Origin of the sequence: Humibacillus xanthopallidus (genome assembly GCF_006717145.1) — a bacterium.
Taxonomy (GTDB): domain Bacteria; phylum Actinomycetota; class Actinomycetes; order Actinomycetales; family Dermatophilaceae; genus Humibacillus; species Humibacillus xanthopallidus.
Window position 1 is genome coordinate 391,505 of sequence record NZ_VFQF01000002.1, and the last position, 19,621, is coordinate 411,125.

The following is a 19,621-nucleotide window of genomic DNA, read 5'->3' on the forward strand; positions in this document are numbered from 1 at the left end:
CCGGGGCGTGGGTATGTCACCGTCTGGTCGAGCCGACGGCCGCGTCCCCCTCACGCCTCGAGCCCTAGGATCCCTCCATGTCTGACACCGTGCCCGATGTGCCCGAAGCACCCGGAAACGACGGCGTGCCCAGTGCCCGCCGCAGCCTCACCGTCGTCTACAACCCCGTCAAGGTCGACGACGTCGATGCCGCGAAGCAGCTCGTCGCCGATGCGGCCGCGAGGCACGGCTGGGGCGAGCCCCGGTGGACCCCGACCACCGCGGAGGAGACCGGCGAGAAGCAGGGGCGCGAGGCGGTCGAGGCCGGAGCCGATGTCGTCGCCTCCCTCGGCGGCGACGGCACCGTCCGGGCCGTGGCGTCCGCCCTCGTCGGCACCGACAGCGCGCTCGGTCTGCTGCCCGGGGGCACGGGCAACCTGCTCGCCCGCAACCTCGGCCTGCCCATCGACTCGCTGGAGGACGCCGTCGAGACGATGCTCTCCGGCTCCGACCGTCGCATCGACGTCGGGCTCGTCCGCACCGGCGACAGCCTCACCGAGATCGGTGCCGACGGGACCGCAGGTGCCGGGGGACGGGCCGACGACCCCGCCGAGGGCCGCCGCGAGGGCGAGGAGGTCTTCCTCGTGATGACCGGTCTCGGTCTCGACGGTGAGGTGATGGCGGGCACGAACGAGAAGGTCAAGGCCGTCATCGGCTGGGTGGCCTACGTCTTGGCGGCGATGCGCAAGATCTTCGGCCGCGGCTTCTCGGTGTCCGTGGCAGCCACCGGGGGCCCCGGCGAGAGCGACCGGCCTGGCGACCGCATCGGTCGCCACGCCCGCACGGTCGTCATCGGCAACTGCGGCACCCTGCAGGGCGGCATCGAGCTGATGCCCGAGGCCAGGCTCGACGACGGCGTGCTCGACTCGGTCGTCGTGGCACCGAAGGGGTTCTTCGGCTGGCTGTCCGTCTTCGCCGACGTCGCGACCCGACACCGCTCGGGCCACAAGCGGCTCGACCGGCTCCGCGGGCGAGAGTTCACGGTGCTGGCGAAGGAGCCGGTCGAGACCGAGATCGACGGCGACCCCATCGGTGAGCGCCGCGCCCTGGCGGTGCGCGTCCTGCCCGACTCCCTGGTCGTGCGCGTTGGCTGACCTCGAGGGCGACGGGCGGCCGCCGCGAGGCGGCCGGGGGCGTCGTCTGCTCAAGGCGATCGGTTTCGGGCTCGTCTTCGCCGTGCCCATCACGGCTCTGGCCTTCGTCGTCCGGGAGAAGTTCCTGCCGGTCATCGAGCTCGACGAGCGCCTCATCGTGGCAGCCACCGACATCACCCGCGACAACCCGTGGTTGCGCACCGCGCTGCTCTGGTGGCAGGAGGGCACCCAGCCGCGGGTGCTCTACGTGCTCGCGACCATCGTGTGCATCGTCGTGTGGCGCAGGTACGGCCTGCGCAGCCGGGCCCTGTGGGCCTTCGTCACGATGATGGTGGCCTGGGCGCTCCAGCTCGTCCTCAAGGAGGTCGTCCAGCGCGCCCGCCCCGTCGTCAGCGACCCGGTGTCGCACGCGCCGGGCTACAGCTTCCCGTCCGGCCACGTCGCCAACGCCGCCGCCGTCGCAACCGTGCTCGTCCTGCTGCTCTGGCCGCTGCTCTCGCCGGCCGGGCGTCGTTGGCTCGTCGGCGGTCTGTCGCTGCTCGTGCTCGTGACCTGCCTCGACCGCGTCTTCCTCGGCGTGCACTACCCCTCGGACGCCCTGGCAGGAGTGCTCTTCGGAGTCGGCCTCGCCACAGCGTCCTACCTCGGCTATCTCGGGTGGAACCCCACCGGCCCCGACGACGCCCCTCCGCCGGAGGGTCGCAGCGGGCCTGAGCAGAAAGGCGATTCGTGAACCACACCTTCATCCACCGCTATGAGATCGACAGGTCGCGGCCTCCGGTGGGGTCGGCCCTGCGCGACATGGCGCTGCGCGTGCTCGCGCCGGCGATCGTGCTCTTCGGCATCATCGTCGGCCTCGGCTTCCTCATCGTCGGCCCACTGGGCGACCTCAAGTCCGAGAACTCCATCAGCAAGGCCCTGGCCGACGGTCGCACCGCCACGTGGAACTCCATCACTGCGGTCTGGTCGCACATCGGCAACACCGAGATCATCATCGGCGTCTGCGTCATCATGGTGGCCCTCGTGTGGTGGCGCACCAAGGAGTGGTGGTATGCCGTCGTGCCGGCTCTCGCCATCGCCGCTCAGGCGAGCGTCTTCGTCGCTGCCACGACGATCACGGGCCGCGACCGCCCGACCGTTCCGCACCTCGACCCGGCGCCGCCGACCTCGAGCTACCCGAGTGGCCACATGGGTGCAGCCACGGCTCTCTACCTCACCTTCGCGATGATGGCCCAGCGCATCGAGCAGACCTGGCTCCGTCGTCTCGTCACGAGCATCTGCATCCTCGTGCCGTTCCTCGTCGGCTATGCCCGGCTCTACCGCGGCATGCACCACCTCTCCGATGTCCTCGTCGGTGCCGTGAACGGCGCGGTCTGCATGCTGCTGGCGTGGAACTATCTGCGCCGCAAGACATCCGGCACGACGGTCGGCAGCCAGGCCCGCGAGGCCGTGCGGCACTGACCCAGGGCCAACCTGACGGGCCTCGCCCGCCAGACGCCAATCGCCGGGAACCCCCAAGGGTTCCCGGCGATTCGTGTGTGTCGTGCAGAGCGCAGCGGCCCAGCGAGACCGGTCAGACGTCGGCGTGGCGGGCGCGGCCGAAGCAGTAGACGCCGAAGGCGATGAGCCCGACGGCAACGAGTCCGAGGAGCACCGGGCCGCCGGGGGCGCCGAGGAGGTTGTGCAGGGCCCCGTCGAGGCCCTTGGCCTCGCTCGGCTTATGGCGCACGGCCGCAAGCACGAAGAGGCCGCCCACGATGGCGAGCGCGATGCCCTTGGCGATGTAGCCCACCCGACCGGCCTTGACGATCCACTCGCCCGGGTGCGACTCGAGGTCGCTGAGGAACTTCTTCTTCCAGCCCTTGACGACGTGATAGACGCCGACACCGATGACGACGAGTCCGACGAGAGCGACGAGCCACTGGCCGGCCGGCTTCTCCATGAGGGTCGCGGTGAAGTCGGTCGACTGCTTCTTGCTCGACGAGCCGCTGCCGGTGGCGAACTTGAGCGCCGTCCAGGCGAGGACGATGTAGACAATCGCCTTGGCGCTGGCCTTGACCCGGTCGCTCGTCTCGGTGCTGCCGGTGATCGCCTCGGTGACCTGCCAGATGCCCAGGCCGAGCCACGCGACCACGGCGATCCAGAGCACGACCACGCCGAGGGGGTTGTCCGCGAGCGACCCGAGAGCTCCGGACTGGTCGGCACTCGTGCCCTTGGACCCGAAGGCGAGTGCGAGGGCGATGACGCCGATGATGATGTGGAGCACGCCGTTGACGGCGTAGCCGATGCGTGCCGCCGTCTCGAGAGCCGGGTGGTCACCGGCCTGCCGCGAGACCTGCTTGACGTCGGTCGAATCCATGTGAGCGGTCCTGTCGGTAGAGGGGTCCCCGTGTGCACCCGTGAACATACCCACCACGGGTCCCCCACTTGCGGCCTGCGCGTCCGCCGTTCTCAGTGCTCCGGAGCGCCGAGGACGCGCCGGATCTCGGGCCAGGCGAGCAGGCCCAGCGCCCGGTCGGCAGGCTCGGTGCCGCCGCGCTGCATCGCGGCGCCACCCGCGGCGACGCCCTCTCCGGGCAGGATCACGCGGTGGCCCGCGTCCGGGTGCGTCACGAGGGTCGTCGGCAGGCCGTATGCCGTCCGGCGGGCCTCGACCGCCCGGGCGAAGTCGAGCGCGGGCCAGACCCGGTCGTCGCCCCCGGCGACGAGCAGGACGTCGCCGAAGAAGCGTTCCACCGGGATCGTCGCCGCCTCGACCCGGTCGGCGAAGGTGTCGAGGCTCGTGCGATAGACGGGCTCGAAGGCCGGTGGGTCACCTGTCACCGCGACGTCGTCGTCATAGGGCACATAGGGAAGCGCCCGACCGGCCCTCGACCACGACGAATGCTGGGGGCGCAGCTCACCGTCCGGCCCTGGCGAGACGGCCGCCCACGCGACGTGGCTCGGCGACAGCGCGACGACAGCGTCCACGCGCGGGTCGTCGGCGGCATACAGCAGGAAGGCCTCGGCGCTCTTGGAGACGCCCACGAGGACGACCCGATCACACTGGGGGGCAAGGCGACCCACGGCCCAGTCGAAGCTCTCGAGCGGCAGCTCCCAGATGCCGTGCGGCTGGCCGGGCGCCCCGAACCACCGGTAGGAGAGGGCGGTCGCACCGACGCCGGCCAGCACCGTCGCACGCTGGGTCTCGACCCTGCCGCTCGATCCCGAGAGCACGAGGACACCCGTGCCGGTGGCCCCTCGCGCGTCGGCCGGGCGCACCCAGACTCCGTCGACGTCCGGCAGGGCCTCGCTGCGCAGCTGCATCGGGCGATGCTAACCGCCTCGTGACGGCCGACGTATCACCGAGCGGGGGCGGGGCCACTTTCCGGACATCGGGGGCACAACGGGCGACGCCGGGCCACAGGGGGCTCGTCGCACCCGATCCAGAGGGGGATACACGTGCACACAGCAACAGGGCGCCGGCTCGTTCCGGCGCGGATCCGGTCGGTCGCGGCGGTCATCGCCGCGACCGCACTCACGCTCGGGGGGATCGCCATGGCCCCGCTGGCCTCGGCGGCACCGGTCCCGAGCGCATCGGCCAGCCCGACCACGGTCAACCGCTACGGCACCTCGACCGTCACGCTCACCCTCGACGGGGAGAGCAGCACCCAGTCGACGCCCACCGACCTCGTGCTCGTGCTCGACGAGTCGGGCAGCATCGACTCCACCGAGTTCGGCCAGCTGAAGAGCTTTGCCGACGCCGTCGTCGAGGCCGTCGGCAACGACGGGCTCTTCGCCAACGGCGGGCGCGTCGGCGTCGTCGGCTTCTCCACCGGCGCCGAGGTGGTGTCTCCGCTGAGCGGCAACGAGACCGACGTGCGCAACGCCATCGCGGCCAACCCGCAGTCGGGCGGCAGCACCTGCATGTCGTGCGGCCTCAACGAGGCCAGCACGGTCATGGGCGCCGACGACCCGGCGCGCAACCAGCTCGTCATCGTCATCACGGATGGCAACGCCACCAGCGGCGACCCGACAGCGAGCGCGGCAGCGAACCTGCAGGCCAAGGCCGAGGTCTTCGCGGTCGGAGTCGGCGACGGCATCAGCCAGTCGACGCTCGAGACCATCGCCAGTGGACCCGGAGCCGACAACACCTTCTCAGTGGGTGGCTTCAGCTCGCTCGCGACGCTCCTGTCCGCCCTCGTGTCGGCGGTCGTCGTCCCCGGCGCGACGCACCCCTCGGTGACCGTGACCCTCGCACCGGGCTGGGACCTTGTGCCGAACTCGGTCACGGCGACGCTCGGCGCGACCGTCAGTGGGGAGTCCGTCGACGGCTTCACCGTCTCGAGAGGGGAGCTCGGCGACGAGAACCTCGTCATCACCTACGACGTCACGCACGAGGGCGCGCCCTGCGGCCTGCTCGACGTCAACTCCTCCGTCGCCTACACCGACGACCAGAACGCCACAGTGACGTTCCCGGACGTCAAGGTCACCGTCACCTGCCTGCCGCCCGTCGCGGACGCCGGCGCCGACAAGACCGTCGCCGAGGGCTCGTCCGTGACGCTCGACGGGTCCGGCAGCCACGACCCCGACGGCACCATCACGGCATACGCCTGGAGTGGTGCAGCCGCGAACATCGGCACGCTGAGCGGCACGAGCAACGCCGTGGCGACCTACAGCGGCGTCGACGACGGTGTCGACGCGGTGACGCTCGGGGTGACCGACGACAACGGCCTGACCGACACCGACACGACGACCGTGACGGTCACCAACGTCGCTCCGACCCTCACCCTGACGAGCTGCCCGGTCGCGCCGAGCGCCGTCGGCACCGACGTGTCGGTCGCGGGCACCTTCACCGACCCGGGTGTCAACGACACGCACACGAGGACGGTCGACTGGGGCGACGGTGTCGTGAGCGCAGCCGTGGCGACGACCTCGCCGGTCGCGGCCACCCACCAGTACACCTCGGCGGGCATCTTCGACATCGCCGTCACCGTGACCGATGACGACGGCGGCTCCGACACCGAGACGTGCGGCTTCGTCGTCGTGTTCGACCCCGACGGGGGCTTCGTCACCGGAGGTGGATGGATCACCTCGCCCGCGGGGGCCTACCCGGCCGACCCGGGGGCCGCGGGCCGCGCGAGCTTCGGCTTCGTGTCGAAGTACAAGAAGGGCGCGACCGTTCCCACCGGCAGCACCGAGTTCCAGTTCCAGGCGGGCAACCTGAACTTCCACTCGAGCGACTACCAGTGGCTCGTCGTCGCCGGCACCAAGGCGCAGTACAAGGGCACCGGCACCGTCAACGGCGCGAGCGGCTACAGCTTCATGCTGACGGCCACGGACGGTGGTCCCGACAAGCTGCGGATGAAGGTCTGGAAGACGTCGGACAGCACGGTCGTCTACGACAACCAGATCGGCAGCGGCGACACGACCAACCCGACGACGGCGCTCTCAGGCGGTCAGATCGTCATCCACAAGGGCTGACCTCACGCAGGCCCTCGGACGTCAGGTGGGGTCGGCGGTCATCGTGACCGCCGGCCCCATCCTCTGCAGGGCGGCCGGTCGGTGGCCGAGCCGCCTCGCTCAGCCGTCGAGACGCTCGGCTGTCGCGGGCTCAGCCGCCGAGGGGCTCGAAGGCGGTGACGGTCAGGACCGCCGCGCCGACGTCGTCGCTGGCGGCGAGGTCGACGACGGCCGTGATGCCCCAGTCGCGGTCGCCGTCGGGGTCGACGACGACCTGCCGCAGCCGCCACTGGTCGGCCGTTTTCTCGACCTGCAGCAGGCCCGGCGAGCGGGCCTGCTGGTCGGTGGCGATCGAGTCGTGCTCGTCGTAGTAGGCGCCGAGCGCGTCGTTCCACGCCTCCGGTGTCATGACGACCTTCTGCGGCGGGTCGGTCAGCTCCGCCACGCGGGCCTCGAGGTCCCCAAGCAGCTCCCAGGCGTCGCGTGAGGCGAGCTCGACCCGGTGGAACATGGCGTTGCGCACCATGACGGTGAAGGCACGCACGTTGGCCGTGAGCGGCCGTGCCGGCGGTGCGAGGTCGTCCTGCTGCAGCGCGGCGGCACTCGGGTTGACGAGGTCCTCCCACTCGTCGAGCAGGCTCGAGTCTGTCTGTCGCACGAGCTCGCCGAGCCACTCGATGACGTCCTCGAGCTCCTCCGTGCGGTGCGACTCGGGCACCGTGTGCCGCAGGGCGCGGTAGGCGTCCGTGAGGTAGCGCAGGAGCAGTCCCTCCGAGCGCGAGAGGCCGTAGGCCGAGACGAACTCGTTGAAGGTCATGCCCTGCTCGTACATCTCGCGCACCACCGACTTGGGTGACAGCGCGTCGGGCGAGATCCAGGGGTGGGTCTGGCGGTAGGCCGCGAGCGTGACCTCGAGCAGGTCGGCGAGGGGCTTCGGCCAGGTCACCTCCTCGAGGCGCTCCATGCGCTCCTCGTACTCGATGCCGTCCAGCTTCATCGCCGCGACCGCCTCGCCCCGAGCCTTGGACTCCTGGGCCCAGAGCACCTGTCGCGGGTCCTCGAGGATCGCCTCGATGACAGAGACGAGATCCCTTGCATAGGTGTCGGACTCGGGGTCGAGCGTCTCCATCACGGCGAGGGCGAACGGCGCCAGCGGCTGGTTGAGAGCGAAGTCTCGCTGCAGGTCGATCGTCAGGGTGTGACGCCGGCCGGAGGCCTCCGCGGTGGGCAGCCGCTCGACGACGCCGGAGCTGATGAGCTCCTTGGCGAGCACGAGCGCATGCCGCTGGAGACGGCGCTGGTCCTTGGGCTCGTGGTGGTTGTCGGAGAGCAGCCGCTGCGCGTGGGCGACCGGGTTGCCTTCTCGCGCAAGGATGTTGACGAGCATCGAGTGAGACACCCGCATCCTCGGCTGGAGGGGCTCGGGCTCTGCCGCGATGAGCCGCTCGAACGTCTCCTCGGACCAGCTGATGAAGCCGTCGGGAGCCTTCTTGCGCTGGACCTTACGCTGCTTCTTCGGGTCGTCACCGGCCTTCTCGACGGCGCGGAGGTTCTCGATGACGTGGTCGGGAGCCTGGGCGACCACCCAGCCGCGCGCGTCGAAGCCGGCCCGCCCGGCACGACCGACGATCTGGTGGAACTCGCGGGCCTTGAGCATCCGCTGCTTCGTCCCGTCGAACTTCGTCAGCCCGGTGAGCAGGACGGTGCGGATCGGCACGTTGATGCCGACCCCGAGCGTGTCGGTGCCGCAGATGACCTTGAGGAGGCCGTCCTGGGCGAGCTGCTCGACGAGGCGGCGATACTTCGGCAACATGCCGGCGTGGTGGACGCCGATGCCGTGCCGCACGAGCCGCGAGAGGGTGCGGCCGAAGCCGGCGCCGAAGCGGAAGTTGCCGATGCGGGCCGCGATCGCATCGCGCTCCTCGCGCGTCGTGATCTTGACCGCCATGAGGCTCTGCGCGCGCTCGAGGGCGGCCGCCTGCGTGAAGTGCACGACGTAGACGGGTGCGCGGTCCTTGGCGAGCAGGTCCTCGATGGTCTCGTGGAGGGGGGTGACGGCATACGAGAACTCGAGCGGCACGGGGCGCTCCGTGCCGGAGATGACGGCGGTGGCGCGGCCGGTGCGGCGGGTGAGGTCGTCACGGAACATCGTGACGTCACCGAGCGTCGCCGACATGAGGATGAACTGCGCCTGCGGCAGCTCGATGATGGGCACCTGCCACGCCCAGCCGCGGTCAGGCTCGGAGTAGAAGTGGAACTCGTCCATGACGACGAGGCCGACGTCGGCCGAGCTGCCCTCTCGCAGTGCGAGGTTGGCGAGGATCTCAGCGGTGCAGCAGATGATCGGCGCATCCGAGTTCACCGATGCGTCGCCCGTGATCATGCCGACGTTGTCGGCGCCGAACTGCTCGCACAGGGCGAAGAACTTCTCCGAGACGAGCGCCTTGATGGGCGCCGTGTAGAAGCTGACCCGGTCGTCCGCGAGGGCGGTGAGGTGAGCCGCCGTGGCGACGAGCGACTTCCCCGAGCCCGTCGGCGTCGAGAGGATGAGGTTGCTGCCGCTGAGGATCTCGAGGAACGCCTCCTCCTGGTGCGGGTAGAGCGTGAGCCCCCGCTCGGTCGTCCACTCGGTGAAGACCTCGTAGAGGCCGTCGGGATCGGGATCCCGCGGGATGCGCTCGGCGAGGTTCTTCGTCACCACGTGAGTATGCCGTCCGGGCGCCACCCGCTCCCAATGCAGCAGTCGGGCGCGGGGTATCAACCTCGTCCAACGGCTCTCTGCCCCGTAGGGAGCGAGGGGAGGGGGTGGCGATGGCGCCGTCGACAGGAGCGTTCGTCGTCGCGACCCTCGCCCTGCTCGTCGTGCCGGGGCCCTCCGTCGCCTTCGTCGTGACGCGGGCGCTGGCCCATGGGCGTGCAGCCGGGCTCGTCTCCGTCGTGGGTCTCGAGGCGGGGCTGCTCGTGCACGTCGTCGCGGCAGCCCTCGGGGTCGGCGCGCTCGTCGCGTCGTCAGGTGCTGCCCTCGTGCTCCTCCACGTGGGCGGCGTGGCCTACCTCGTCGTCCTCGGCCTGCGACACGTCGTCGCGGCCCCCTCCTCCTCGGGTGCTGCGACTGCCCACCCGCGCCGTGGCAGCTGGGCGCTGGCACGTGACGCCTTCGCCGTCGACCTGCTCAACCCGCAGACCGTGATCTTCTTCCTCGCCTTCCTCCCGCAGTTCGTCCAGGCCGGGCCGACGCCGCCGACTGGTCAGCTCCTGCTCCTCGGCCTCTGCGTCGTGGTCCTCGCGTTCGGCTGCGACGCGGGCTACGTCCTGGCGTGCACCGCGTTGGTGAACCGGCGGGCTTCGGCGGCGCGGAGGCGGCCGTCGCCGGGGTGGCTCGCAGGCTCACCCCGGGCGGCCACCCGTGCAACTGGTGCCGTCTACCTGGGCCTGGCCGCCTGGTCGGCGTTCGCCTGAAGGGCGGGCCCAGGCCGCGCTGCGCGTCGAGGACTGAGCCCCACGGCATACGCCGGCGGTCACTCGGTCGTCCACTCGGCTCCACCCGGGGGCGCCCGGGGGGACCCACCGGAAACGCTCAGCAACCGACCAGCAAGCCCCCACCGGAGGCCCAGCAAGCGTGCTTACCGTCGAGCTGCCGGAGAGACCGACACCAGCACGGAGCTGAGTACACGGCAGGCACCCTGAGGAGGGGCAGTGGAACTGACCAGTGGCGGCCTGCTCGTCGCGCTCGGGGTGCTCGCGGCCGTCGCCTTTGTCCTGCTGGTCCTCGGCCTTCCGCGCACCGGACGCCGGTGGCTCGGGGCCATCGCTCGTGGCGGAGAGGCGCTGCTGCTCAGCCTGACCGTCCTCGTGCTGGCGGGCGCTGCCCTCAACGACCAGTACCTCTTCTACGTCAGCTGGGGTGACCTCTTCGGGGCCAACGCGAGCGTGACGGCGATGCACGACGGGGGGACGGCCCGCCAGGCGGTCGAGACCCGGGCGAAAGGGGTGGGGCTGACCCAGATCGCGGTGCCCTCCGTGTACCCGTCGCTGCCGGCCCCCGGTCAGCGACTGCAGCGCTACATGGTGACCGGTGCCCGGAGCCACATCACTGCCGAGGTCCTCGTCTACCTGCCCCCTGGCTACGATCCCACAGCCGGCAAGAAGTACCCGGTCATCCTCGCCCTGCACGGACTGCCCGGTCACCCGGAGGGCTACCTGACGGGGATCCACATCGACCAGACGCTCGACGCGCTCGTGGCGACGCGGCAGTTCGCGCCCTCCATCGTCGTCATGCCGCAGATCAACAGCCCGAGCTCGCTCGACACCGAGTGCGTGGATGCGCCGAGCGCCGCGGGTCCTCAGGACGAGACCTGGCTGGCTGCCGACATCCCTCACTGGGTCGTGAGCCACTTCGCGGTGCAGACGGCCCGAACCTCGTGGGCCACGATGGGTTTCTCCTTCGGAGGGTGGTGCTCAGCGATGCTCGGAGTTCGCCACCCCGACATCTTCGCCGGTGCGATCGTCCTGGAGGGCTACTTCCGTCCTGACTTCTCTCGCTCCTACGACCCGATCACGGCCGGCTCGGCCGCCGCTCGCGGCTACGACCTCGTGCGCACCGCGCGGACCGACCCGCCGCCCATCGCCATGTGGGTCATGGCGAGTCGTTCCGACTCCCTCTCCTACCCGACGACGGCCCAGTTCATCCACGACGCGCGGCCGCCGACGTCCGTGACCACGGTCCTGCTGAAGACAGGCGGCCACCGCGTCGCCGTGTTCCTGCCCTTCATCCGCACGTCCCTCGTCTGGCTGGGTCAGACGCTCCCCGGCTTCCGCGCGGGGTAGGGCCAGGCGCATCTGGGACCAAAGCCTCTGCCGGGGCTCCGCCCCCGTCGACACGATGGGAGGAGACGTGAGGCCGCGACGAGAGGGTGCGCAGACATGAGCGAGCAGGGCACGAGGACAGGGCGGATCGTCGTCGGGGTCGACGGGTCGGAGTCGTCGAAGCAGGCGCTGCGCTGGGCCGCGCGCCTCGCGGCCGGCGACGGGAGCCGCATCGAGGCGATCACCGCGTGGGACTACCCGCAGGCCTACAACTCGCCCGTCGACCCGAACTGGCGCCCTGACCTCGACGCCCAGACGATCCTCGACGACACGTTGCGCGAGGTCTTCGGGGACGACCGTCCGACCGGGCTCGTCCCCATCGTGCGGCACGGTCCGCCGAGGACGGTCCTCATCGAGGCGAGCCGGGGCGCCGAGATCCTCGTGGTGGGCAGCCGGGGCCACGGAGGCTTTGCGGGCCTGCTGGTCGGCTCGGTCAGCTCTGCCTGCTCCGAGCACGCGCACTGCCCGGTGCTCGTCCTGCACGACAAGGCCTGAGGGTTCCCTGGGTCATCAGCGAGTCATCAGCGAGTCATCGGCGAGTCATCGGCGAGGATGCGACGTGTCGGCGGGCACCGCGCCTACCGTGAGCAGGTGGACCGTCGACTGTTCCTCACGTCCGTGGCCGCCATGGTGGCCACGGGGCTCTCGGCGTGCAGCGGCGATGCGACGGCGGGCACGACCAAGGCCGTCGACACCCGGCCCTTCAAGGCGCCCCAGGGCGTGACGAAGGTGCCGCTGCCGCACGGCACGCTCTACCGCCTGCCGGGCAAGACGAACCAGATCGCCCTCACGGTGGACGACGGCACCAACTCCGCGGTCATCGAGGGCTACGCGAAGCTGGCCCGTGACACCGGCATGCGGCTCACCTTCTTCTGCAACGGCGTCAACCGCGGTTGGACCGAGCACGCCGACCTGCTGCGTCCGCTCCACGACGACAACCAGATCTTCCTGGCCAACCACACGTGGAGCCATCCCAACCTCGTCAAGCTCTCGTCGCGCAGGATCAGCGACCAGGTCCGCCGCAACGAGACGTTCCTCAAGAACACCTACGGCACTCTCGGCCGGCCGTTCATGCGACCGCCCTACGGCTTCACGAACTCCCGCGTGGCCGCCCAGCTCGCCGACCTCGGCTACCCGGCGGTGACGATGTGGCTCGGCAGCCTCGGCGACTCGTCGAACATCCCCCCGGCCGAGATCGTCGCGAACGCCAAGGAGTGGATGACGAAAGGACGCATCGTCATCGGTCACGCCAACCATCCCGGCGTCCTCAAGGCCTATGGCCAGCTCGTCGAGATCATCCGCAGCCGCAAGCTCGTGCCGGTCCACCTCGGCGACATCTACTCCGTCTAGACCAAGGCGACGTCCCCGTATGCCGTCCGGCCGGGTTCGCGCGTCAGTGGTCGGTGCGCTGCTGGGCAGAGCGGGCGACGGCTGCGGCCTGGCCCCGGTTGGACACACCGAGCTTGGCCAGAACTCGTCCGACATGGGCGCTCGCGGTCTTCTCCGTGATGAAGAGCGTCGTCGCGATGGCGCGGTCCGTCGCCCCGGTCGCGATGAGCTCGAGCACTTCGCGCTCGCGTGGCGTGAGCCGGTTGAGCGGACCCGGCCCTCCTCCATCGAGAGGCAGGCCGACCCGGAACCTGCGCGCGGTTCGCGTGGCCTGCTCCTCGACCCAGTGCGCGCCCATGGTGTGTGCCTCGTGCCACGTGGCGACGAGCAGCTCCCTGCCTTCCTCCCGCGCGGCGTGGGCGAGGAGGGCCCGTGCCAGCTCCAGCCGGGGGCGCAGCGCCGTGTAGCGCCCGTGCCGCGCACCGAGAGCGGCTGCCCGCCGACACTCGGCGATGGCCGGATCGCCGAGCAGCTGCGCTTCGAGGGCCGTGGCGACGGCCAGATGCACGCCGAACCAGCTCTCGACCCAGTCCGCTGAGGAGTGGCTCTGGGCAAAGGCCAGTGCATCGGCGGAGAGCCGCACCAGCTCGGCTGACGGTGCCACACCGCCTGCTACGGCGAGTACCCGGGCGCGGAGGCCGTGACACGCTGCCTGCGCGAGGACGAGCGGCGAGTCGGTGGCCGCAACCTCGAGAAGCATCGCCTCCGTCGTCGAGAGCACGCGCCCGACGTCGCCCCGCTGCTCGTGGGCCTCGATGAGGCGTGGCGTGTTGTCGATGCCGGGCACGAGCTCGTGCTCCGCGATCGTCTCCTCCTCGAGTGCTGCGGCCGCGGCACCCTCGCCGCGAGCGACGAGAAGCCGCACGCGGAACCAGCAGTCTCGATAGGTCTGCCGCGCGGGAAGGCACTCGTCGTCGTAGAGCGCTTCGGCGGCAGCGAACTCCCCGTCCTGGATGAGCCATTCGGCCTCCTGCTCCGCCGCGAAGGCCACGAGCCGGGGCAGGCCGGCCCTCTGTGCCGCGGCGCGCGTCCGCCTCGCCAGCCCGAGACCCTCCTCGGTCTGCCCCTTTCGGAGCAGCGAGCCCGCCAGCTCCCCGGCCATCTCGAGGGTCAGTCCAGGCTGGTCGGACTGCTCGGCCTCGTGCACCGCGGCGCGGTGGACCTCGAGGGATTCGTCGCACCGGCCCAGGTCCCACAGGGCGCCGGCCTCCTCCCACCGGGCCTTGGGAACGAGATCGACGGCTCCCAGCGCCGTCGCGACGTCGAGGGCGCGGTGGGCGAGGGTCAGTGACACGCCGAACCGAAGCATCCGGCTCTCGTGGAAGGCGGCCGCGACGAGCGCCTCGGCGAGCTCACGCGTGGGGGTGGGCCCCGCCAGGTCGATGGCTCGGTCGAGCGCCTCGCCCTGGTCGAGCACCCCCCGCACCTGGATCCACTCGTTGCCGATCGCGGTGTAGACCCGGCTGGCCGCGAGGGGGTCGCCGTCGACAGGGAGCAGGTCGACCGCCTGACGCAGCAGGGCATGCACCCGCGCCCGATCACCCTCGTTGGTGAGCACCTTCGCAGCCAGCCGCGGCAGGTCCGTCCTCGCGAGGTCGGAGCGTTCGGCGGCATCGGGCACCTTGTCCCACAGCTCGAGTGCGCGCTCGAAGTGGTCGGCGGCTGCGCCCGCACCGTACTGCTTGCCGGCGAGGCCAGCCCACACTGAGGCGTCGAAGGCCAGCGGAACGTCGTGGGCGGCATACGCATGGAGCGCCAGAGCGGCGCCGTACTGCCATCGCTCAGCGGTCGACCCCGCCTCGACGCGGGCGCGGAGCGCGCGGGCCAGCGCCGCGTGCATCTCGGCCCGCTCCCGGGGAAGCAGCTCGTCGTGGATCGCTTCGCGCAGCAAGGCATGTCGGAAGGAGAAGCGGTCGCCCCGGCGCACGATGACGTTGCCGTCGAGGATCTCCTGCAGGGCCGCGGAGAACTGCTCGCCGGTCACGCCCGAGGCGTCCTGCAGCACGTCGACGTCGACGACGGAGCCGCCGACCGAGGCGAGCCGGGCAAGGCGAGCCGATGGGGCGGTGAGCCGGTCGACGTGCCGCAGGAGCAGGTCACGCAGGGGCCCTGGCACGCCGTCGCCGTGCGCGTCGAGCAGCTCCTCGACGAAGAGGGGGTTGCCCTCGGAGCGCTCCACCAGCGACGCGATCGTCCCGAGGTCCAGCTCCCGGCCCGTGCGGCGGCGTCCGAGCTCGGCGATCGGCTTCGCCTCGAGGGCGGGGAGCTCGAGGTGCACCGACCCGGGGCTCCTGCCCAGCTCGACGAGGACGGGGCGGAGCGGGTGGTGGCGGCCCAGCTCCTCGGTGCGGTAGGTGAGGCCGAGCAGGAGCGGGGCGCGGCACGTCCGGAGGACGGCGAGCGCCCAGCTGCGCACGGACTCGTCGGCCCAGTGCAGGTCCTCGAGCACGAGCACGAAGGGGGCGACCTCGGCGAGCGACTCGGCGGCGTCGAGCAGCCTCGCCAGGGAGCCGGCAGCTGCGGAGGGCGCGGTGCTCGCCAGCCAGGCTGCCGAGCTCGGCAGTGTGGCCGGGTCGGAGACGTTGCGGTGCACATGGCTGCGGAGTGCCTGGACGACCGGGCCGAGGGCCACACCGGTTGCCAGGTCGAGACAGTGGCCGACGGTGAACCCGAGACCGAGTGCCGAAGCGCGCGAGTCCAGGGCGTGCACGAGGGTGGTCTTGCCCATGCCGGCGTCGCCGCTGATCAGGAGGGCGCGCGCGTGCGGCTGTCCCGACGTCGTGTCAGCGAGGGTCGCGCGCAGGAGCTCGTCGGCCAGGGCGAGCTCCTCGTCCCGACCGACGGGTTCCTCCAGGTCGAACGCTCGCGTCATGAGCCACTCCCCGCCAGTCCCCCCCGCCGGTCCGCGCGGCCCCCACCACGCTTTGTCCAGCGTAGGTCTGACGAGGGCGCGGCGTTCAGAGGACGGCAGAAGCCGGCACGTTGAGGATGAGGACGAGCTCGTTGTGAACGGAGCGCTGATGGGTGTCTGCGTACTGCAGGCGCAGGTGGTGGAGCAGCGAGTCGGTGCGGACGTCGCTGACGGTGCCGTTCTTCGGCACGCCGTCGCGGATCGGCCCAGCCTGGGCAGTGCCGGCGGAGGCGGCGAGTGCCACTGCGGCGAGCAGTCCGACTGCGGTCTGGCGAGCGTTCATGAGGGTTCTCCCTGAGTGGTGTGGCGGCCTCGTTGCCGCCTCTTCCACGGTTCCGCGCAGGAGCACCCCTGCACATCGGGAGAACTCCCACACCTCGCGCTGGGGCCGCCCTCCTGCGACGGTGGTGACGAGCCCGCAGGAACCGGGCGCCGTCCTCGGCCGCCCGGCGGTGCCACAGGGCGACACGGTGGGTAAGCGTTCTGTGGCGGTTCCCAGACATAACTGGTTGATTGGCTTTCACAACCCGTCCAGCGCAGGAAGGTGCACCGGTGGATCCGAAGAAGACGCTCCTGTCGTGGCCCGTCGTCCGGCAGCTCCGCTCCGGTGACTTCCTCGGTCGCGGGCCCTCGGTGACGTCGGCCCGCACGCGTGGCCTCGAGCCGCGCACGTCGACCGCCGACAAGGTCGTCCAGAGCGTCTGCCCCTACTGCGCCGTCGGTTGTGGGCAGCGTGTCTTCGTCAAGGACGGGCGCGTCGTCCAGATCGAGGGTGACCCGGACTCGCCGGTCTCGCGAGGGCGCCTGTGCCCCAAGGGATCTGCGAGCGAGCAGCTCGTCAACAACCCCGGCCGCCAGCGCAAGGCGCTCTACCGCCGTCCCGGCGGCGCCGACTGGGAGCCGATCGAGCTGTCCACCGCCGTCGAGATGATCGCGCAGCGCTTCGTCGAGTCGCGTCGGCGCACGTGGCAGGACCACGACGAGCACGGGCGTCCGCTGCGCCGCACGATGGGCATCGCGTCCCTCGGCGGGGCGACGCTCGACAATGAGGAGAACTACCTCATCAAGAAGCTCTTCACCGCAGCAGGCGCCATCCAGATCGAGAACCAAGCACGTATTTGACACTCCTCCACGGTCCCCAGTCTGGGGTCCTCGTTCGGGCGCGGCGGCGCCACGCAGTACGTGCAGGACCTGTCCAACGCCGACTGCATCGTCATCCAGGGATCGAACATGGCCGAGTGTCATCCGGTCGCCTACCAGTGGGTGACGGAGGCACGTCTCAAGGGCGCCAAGGTCATCCACATCGACCCGCGCTTCACGCGGACGTCGGCGACCGCCGACAAGCACATCCCGATCCGCGCCGGCAGCGACGTCGTGCTGCTCGGCGCCCTCATCAAGTTCATTCTCGACAACGAGCTGTACTTCAAGGAGTACGTCGTCGCGTACACGAACGCCGCGACCCTGGTGAACGAGGACTTCCAGGACACCGAGGACCTCGACGGGCTCTTCTCCGGCTACGACGACGAGTTGGGCAGCTACGCGCCCGACACCTGGGCCTACGCGAGCAGCGACGGCGAGGGCGACGAGTCGCCCGGCACCATCGGTGGGCCCGCGGCCGGGCACGAGCACGGCCAGAGCCAGTCGGAGCGGTCAGCCGGTGACCAGCACGGCTCCGGCGGCCCGGCGCTCGAGCATGCCCGCGTCCTGCGCGACGAGACGCTGCAGGACCCCAACACCGTCTTCCAGATCCTCAAGCGGCACTACGCCCGCTACACGCCCGAGATGGTGGCCGACACGTGCGGCATCAACGTCGACGACTTCAACTACCTCGCCAAGGCGGTCACGGAGAACAGCGGCCGCGAGCGCACGACGGCCTTCGTCTACGCGGTGGGCTGGACCCAGCACACCCTCGGTGCGCAGTTCATCCGCACGGCCGCGATCGTGCAGCTGCTCCTCGGCAACATGGGGCGCCCGGGCGGCGGCATCATGGCGCTGCGCGGGCACGCGAGCATCCAGGGCTCGACCGACATCCCCACGCTCTACAACATCCTCCCGGGCTACCTCGCGATGCCCGTGGCCGGCCTCCACGACACGTGGGAGGACTACGTCGGCGCGATCGGCAACAAGGAGCAGAAGGGCTTCTGGGCCAACGCCGACACGTATGCCGTCAGCCTCCTCAAGGCGTGGTGGGGCAAGGCCGCGACGGCTGAGAACGACTGGCGCTTCGACTACCTCCCGCGTCTCTCCGGGGCCCACGGCACCTACCAGACGACGATGGCGATGCTCGACGGCGAGGTCGAGGGCTACTTCCTCCTCGGACAGAACCCTGCCGTCGGGTCGGCCCACGGCCGCATGCAGCGTCAGGCCATGGCGAAGCTCAAGTGGCTCGTCGTGCGTGACTTCAACATGATCGAGTCGGCCACCTTCTGGAAGGACGGCCCCGAGATCGCCTCGGGCGAGCTCACGACCGAGGGCATCGAGACCGAGGTCTTCTTCCTGCCCGCCGCAGCGCACACGGAGAAGAGCGGGTCGTTCACCCAGACCCAGCGGATGCTCCAGTGGCACCACCAGGCGGTGCAGCCACCCGGTGACTGCCAGAGCGAGCTGCAGTTCTTCTTCGAGCTGGGCCGCCGGGTGCGCGAGCTGCTCGCCGACTCGACCGACGAGCGCGACCGTCCCCTGCTCGACCTCACGTGGGACTACCCCGCCGACGAGAACGGCGACCCCGACGCCGAGGCGGTGCTCGCCGAGATCAACGGCCGTCACCTGACGGGCGACAAGGCGGGACAGCCTCTTTCGGCCTACACGGAGATGAAGGCCGACGGCTCCACCGACGGCGGCTGCTGGATCTACACCGGCGTCTACGCCGACGGCGTCAACCACGCCGCCGACCGCAAGCCCGGCCAGGAGCAGGACCTCACGGCGCTCGAGTGGGGCTGGGCGTGGCCGGCCAACCGTCGCATCCTCTACAACCGCGCCTCGGCCGACCCCGAGGGCAAGCCGTGGAGCGAGCGCAAGAAGTACATCTGGTGGGACGAGGAGCAGGGCAGGTGGACGGGGCACGACGTGCCCGACTTCGTGCCCGACAAGGCGCCGAGCTACCGTCCGGAGCCCGGCACGGGCGGCGCTGCGGGGCTCGCGGGCGATGACCCCTTCGTCATGCAGGCCGACGGCAAGGGCTGGCTCTTCGCGCCCAAGGGCATGCTCGACGGGCCGCTCCCGACGCACTACGAGCCGCAGGAGTCACCCGTCCGCAACCCGCTCTATGCCCAGCAGTCGAACCCGGCCCGCAAGGTCTTCCCCCGCAAGGACAACCTGTGGAGCCCGTCCGGTGACGAGCCGGGCGCCGACGTCTACCCGTTCGTCTTCACGACCTACCGCCTCACCGAGCACCACACGGCCGGCGGCATGAGCCGCTGGCTGCCCTACCTGTCGGAGCTGCAGCCGGAGTTCTTCTGCGAGGTCTCACCCGAGCTCGCCGCGGAGCGGGGCCTCGAGAACGGCGGTTGGGCGACGATCGTCTCGGGCCGCGCCGCGATCGAGGCCCGGGTCATGGTGACCGAGCGGATGACACCGCTCGTCATCCGGGGCCGCACGATCCACCAGGTCGGCCTGCCCTACCACTGGGGTGTCGGCGGCAACGCGGTCGTCAGCGGCGACGCGGCCAACGACCTGCTCGGGGTCGCGCTCGACCCCAACGTGCAGATCCAGGAGAGCAAGGCCGGCTCTTGCGACATCGTGCCCGGTCGGCGCCCCACGGGTGAGGCGCTCCTGCGGCTCGTCGCCGAGTACCAGTCACGCGCGGGCAGCACCGTCATGACGGGCAACGAGCTGCGCACCGGCCACCCTGAGTCAACCCCCGACACGAGAGGAGGCTGAC

The 19,621-nt window shown here is 70.8% G+C and carries 14 protein-coding genes; 9 read left to right on the forward strand and 5 right to left on the reverse strand.

What is annotated here, in order from left to right; genetic code table 11:
- The first annotated feature begins 77 nt into the window (after positions 1-77).
- From FHX52_RS12740 to FHX52_RS12750, 3 genes are read left to right on the forward strand one after another with little or no spacing between them, the layout of a single operon-like run.
- A complete protein-coding gene (locus FHX52_RS12740) occupies positions 78-1,133 on the forward strand; it encodes a diacylglycerol/lipid kinase family protein (RefSeq protein ID WP_141822570.1) in 1,056 nt (351 codons plus the stop codon).
- Positions 1,126-1,866, forward strand: coding sequence for a phosphatase PAP2 family protein (locus tag FHX52_RS12745; RefSeq protein WP_246069954.1), 741 nt, complete (start codon positions 1,126-1,128; stop codon positions 1,864-1,866). Before FHX52_RS12740 ends, FHX52_RS12745 begins: the two co-directional genes overlap by 8 nt.
- Positions 1,863-2,594 carry a phosphatase PAP2 family protein gene (locus FHX52_RS12750; protein WP_141822572.1) on the forward strand — a complete coding sequence of 244 codons (732 nt, stop codon included), beginning with the start codon at positions 1,863-1,865 and terminating at the stop codon, positions 2,592-2,594. The genes FHX52_RS12745 and FHX52_RS12750 overlap by 4 nt, the downstream gene beginning before the upstream one ends.
- A gap of 112 nt (positions 2,595-2,706) precedes the next feature.
- Here FHX52_RS12750 and FHX52_RS12755 read toward each other — a convergent pair whose 3' ends face one another.
- Together FHX52_RS12755 and FHX52_RS12760 are read right to left on the reverse strand one after the other, a co-directional pair.
- A complete protein-coding gene (locus FHX52_RS12755; protein WP_141822574.1) occupies positions 2,707-3,492 on the reverse strand; it encodes a DUF1206 domain-containing protein in 786 nt (261 codons plus the stop codon).
- 92 nt (positions 3,493-3,584) lie between these two features.
- Complete coding sequence (locus FHX52_RS12760) at positions 3,585-4,439, reverse strand: acyl-CoA thioester hydrolase/BAAT C-terminal domain-containing protein (protein WP_141822576.1); 855 nt, start codon at positions 4,437-4,439, stop codon at positions 3,585-3,587.
- Positions 4,440-4,574: 135 nt separating this feature from the next.
- Here FHX52_RS12760 and FHX52_RS12765 point away from each other — a divergent pair, with 135 nt between their 5' ends.
- The gene (locus FHX52_RS12765) at positions 4,575-6,596 is read left to right on the forward strand and encodes a vWA domain-containing protein (protein WP_141822578.1); all 2,022 of its coding nucleotides are present in this window, start codon (positions 4,575-4,577) and stop codon (positions 6,594-6,596) included.
- A gap of 130 nt (positions 6,597-6,726) precedes the next feature.
- On the opposite strand, the gene FHX52_RS12770 is transcribed toward FHX52_RS12765, so the two are convergent.
- Positions 6,727-9,276 carry a DEAD/DEAH box helicase gene (locus FHX52_RS12770; protein ID WP_185747268.1) on the reverse strand — a complete coding sequence of 850 codons (2,550 nt, stop codon included), beginning with the start codon at positions 9,274-9,276 and terminating at the stop codon, positions 6,727-6,729.
- A 110-nt stretch (positions 9,277-9,386) separates the two neighbouring features.
- Here FHX52_RS12770 and FHX52_RS12775 point away from each other — a divergent pair, with 110 nt between their 5' ends.
- The 4 genes from FHX52_RS12775 to FHX52_RS12790 all read left to right on the forward strand — a co-directional run bounded on the left by FHX52_RS12775 (position 9,387) and on the right by FHX52_RS12790 (position 12,791).
- Complete coding sequence (locus FHX52_RS12775; RefSeq protein WP_141822580.1) at positions 9,387-10,034, forward strand: LysE family translocator; 648 nt, start codon at positions 9,387-9,389, stop codon at positions 10,032-10,034.
- A 237-nt stretch (positions 10,035-10,271) separates the two neighbouring features.
- Entirely contained in the window at positions 10,272-11,402 is a 1,131-nt protein-coding gene (locus FHX52_RS12780) for an alpha/beta hydrolase (RefSeq protein ID WP_141822582.1), read from the forward strand.
- Between the two features lie 96 nt (positions 11,403-11,498).
- The gene (locus FHX52_RS12785; RefSeq protein WP_141822584.1) at positions 11,499-11,936 is read left to right on the forward strand and encodes a universal stress protein; all 438 of its coding nucleotides are present in this window, start codon (positions 11,499-11,501) and stop codon (positions 11,934-11,936) included.
- Between the two features lie 96 nt (positions 11,937-12,032).
- Complete coding sequence (locus FHX52_RS12790) at positions 12,033-12,791, forward strand: polysaccharide deacetylase family protein (RefSeq protein ID WP_185747269.1); 759 nt, start codon at positions 12,033-12,035, stop codon at positions 12,789-12,791.
- 43 nt (positions 12,792-12,834) lie between these two features.
- Here the strand turns inward: FHX52_RS12790 and FHX52_RS24565 are convergent, their stop codons facing one another.
- Positions 12,835-15,702, reverse strand: a complete 2,868-nt coding sequence (locus tag FHX52_RS24565) for an AAA family ATPase (RefSeq protein WP_141822588.1) — start codon at positions 15,700-15,702, stop codon at positions 12,835-12,837.
- A gap of 85 nt (positions 15,703-15,787) precedes the next feature.
- Positions 15,788-16,024 (reverse strand): hypothetical protein, encoded by a 237-nt coding sequence (locus FHX52_RS12800; RefSeq protein ID WP_141822590.1) that lies wholly within the window; start codon positions 16,022-16,024, stop codon positions 15,788-15,790.
- A gap of 269 nt (positions 16,025-16,293) precedes the next feature.
- Here FHX52_RS12800 and fdh point away from each other — a divergent pair, with 269 nt between their 5' ends.
- The gene (gene fdh / locus FHX52_RS12810; RefSeq protein ID WP_246069955.1) at positions 16,294-19,620 is read left to right on the forward strand and encodes a formate dehydrogenase; all 3,327 of its coding nucleotides are present in this window, start codon (positions 16,294-16,296) and stop codon (positions 19,618-19,620) included.
- The last annotated feature ends 1 nt before the right edge of the window (position 19,621 follow it).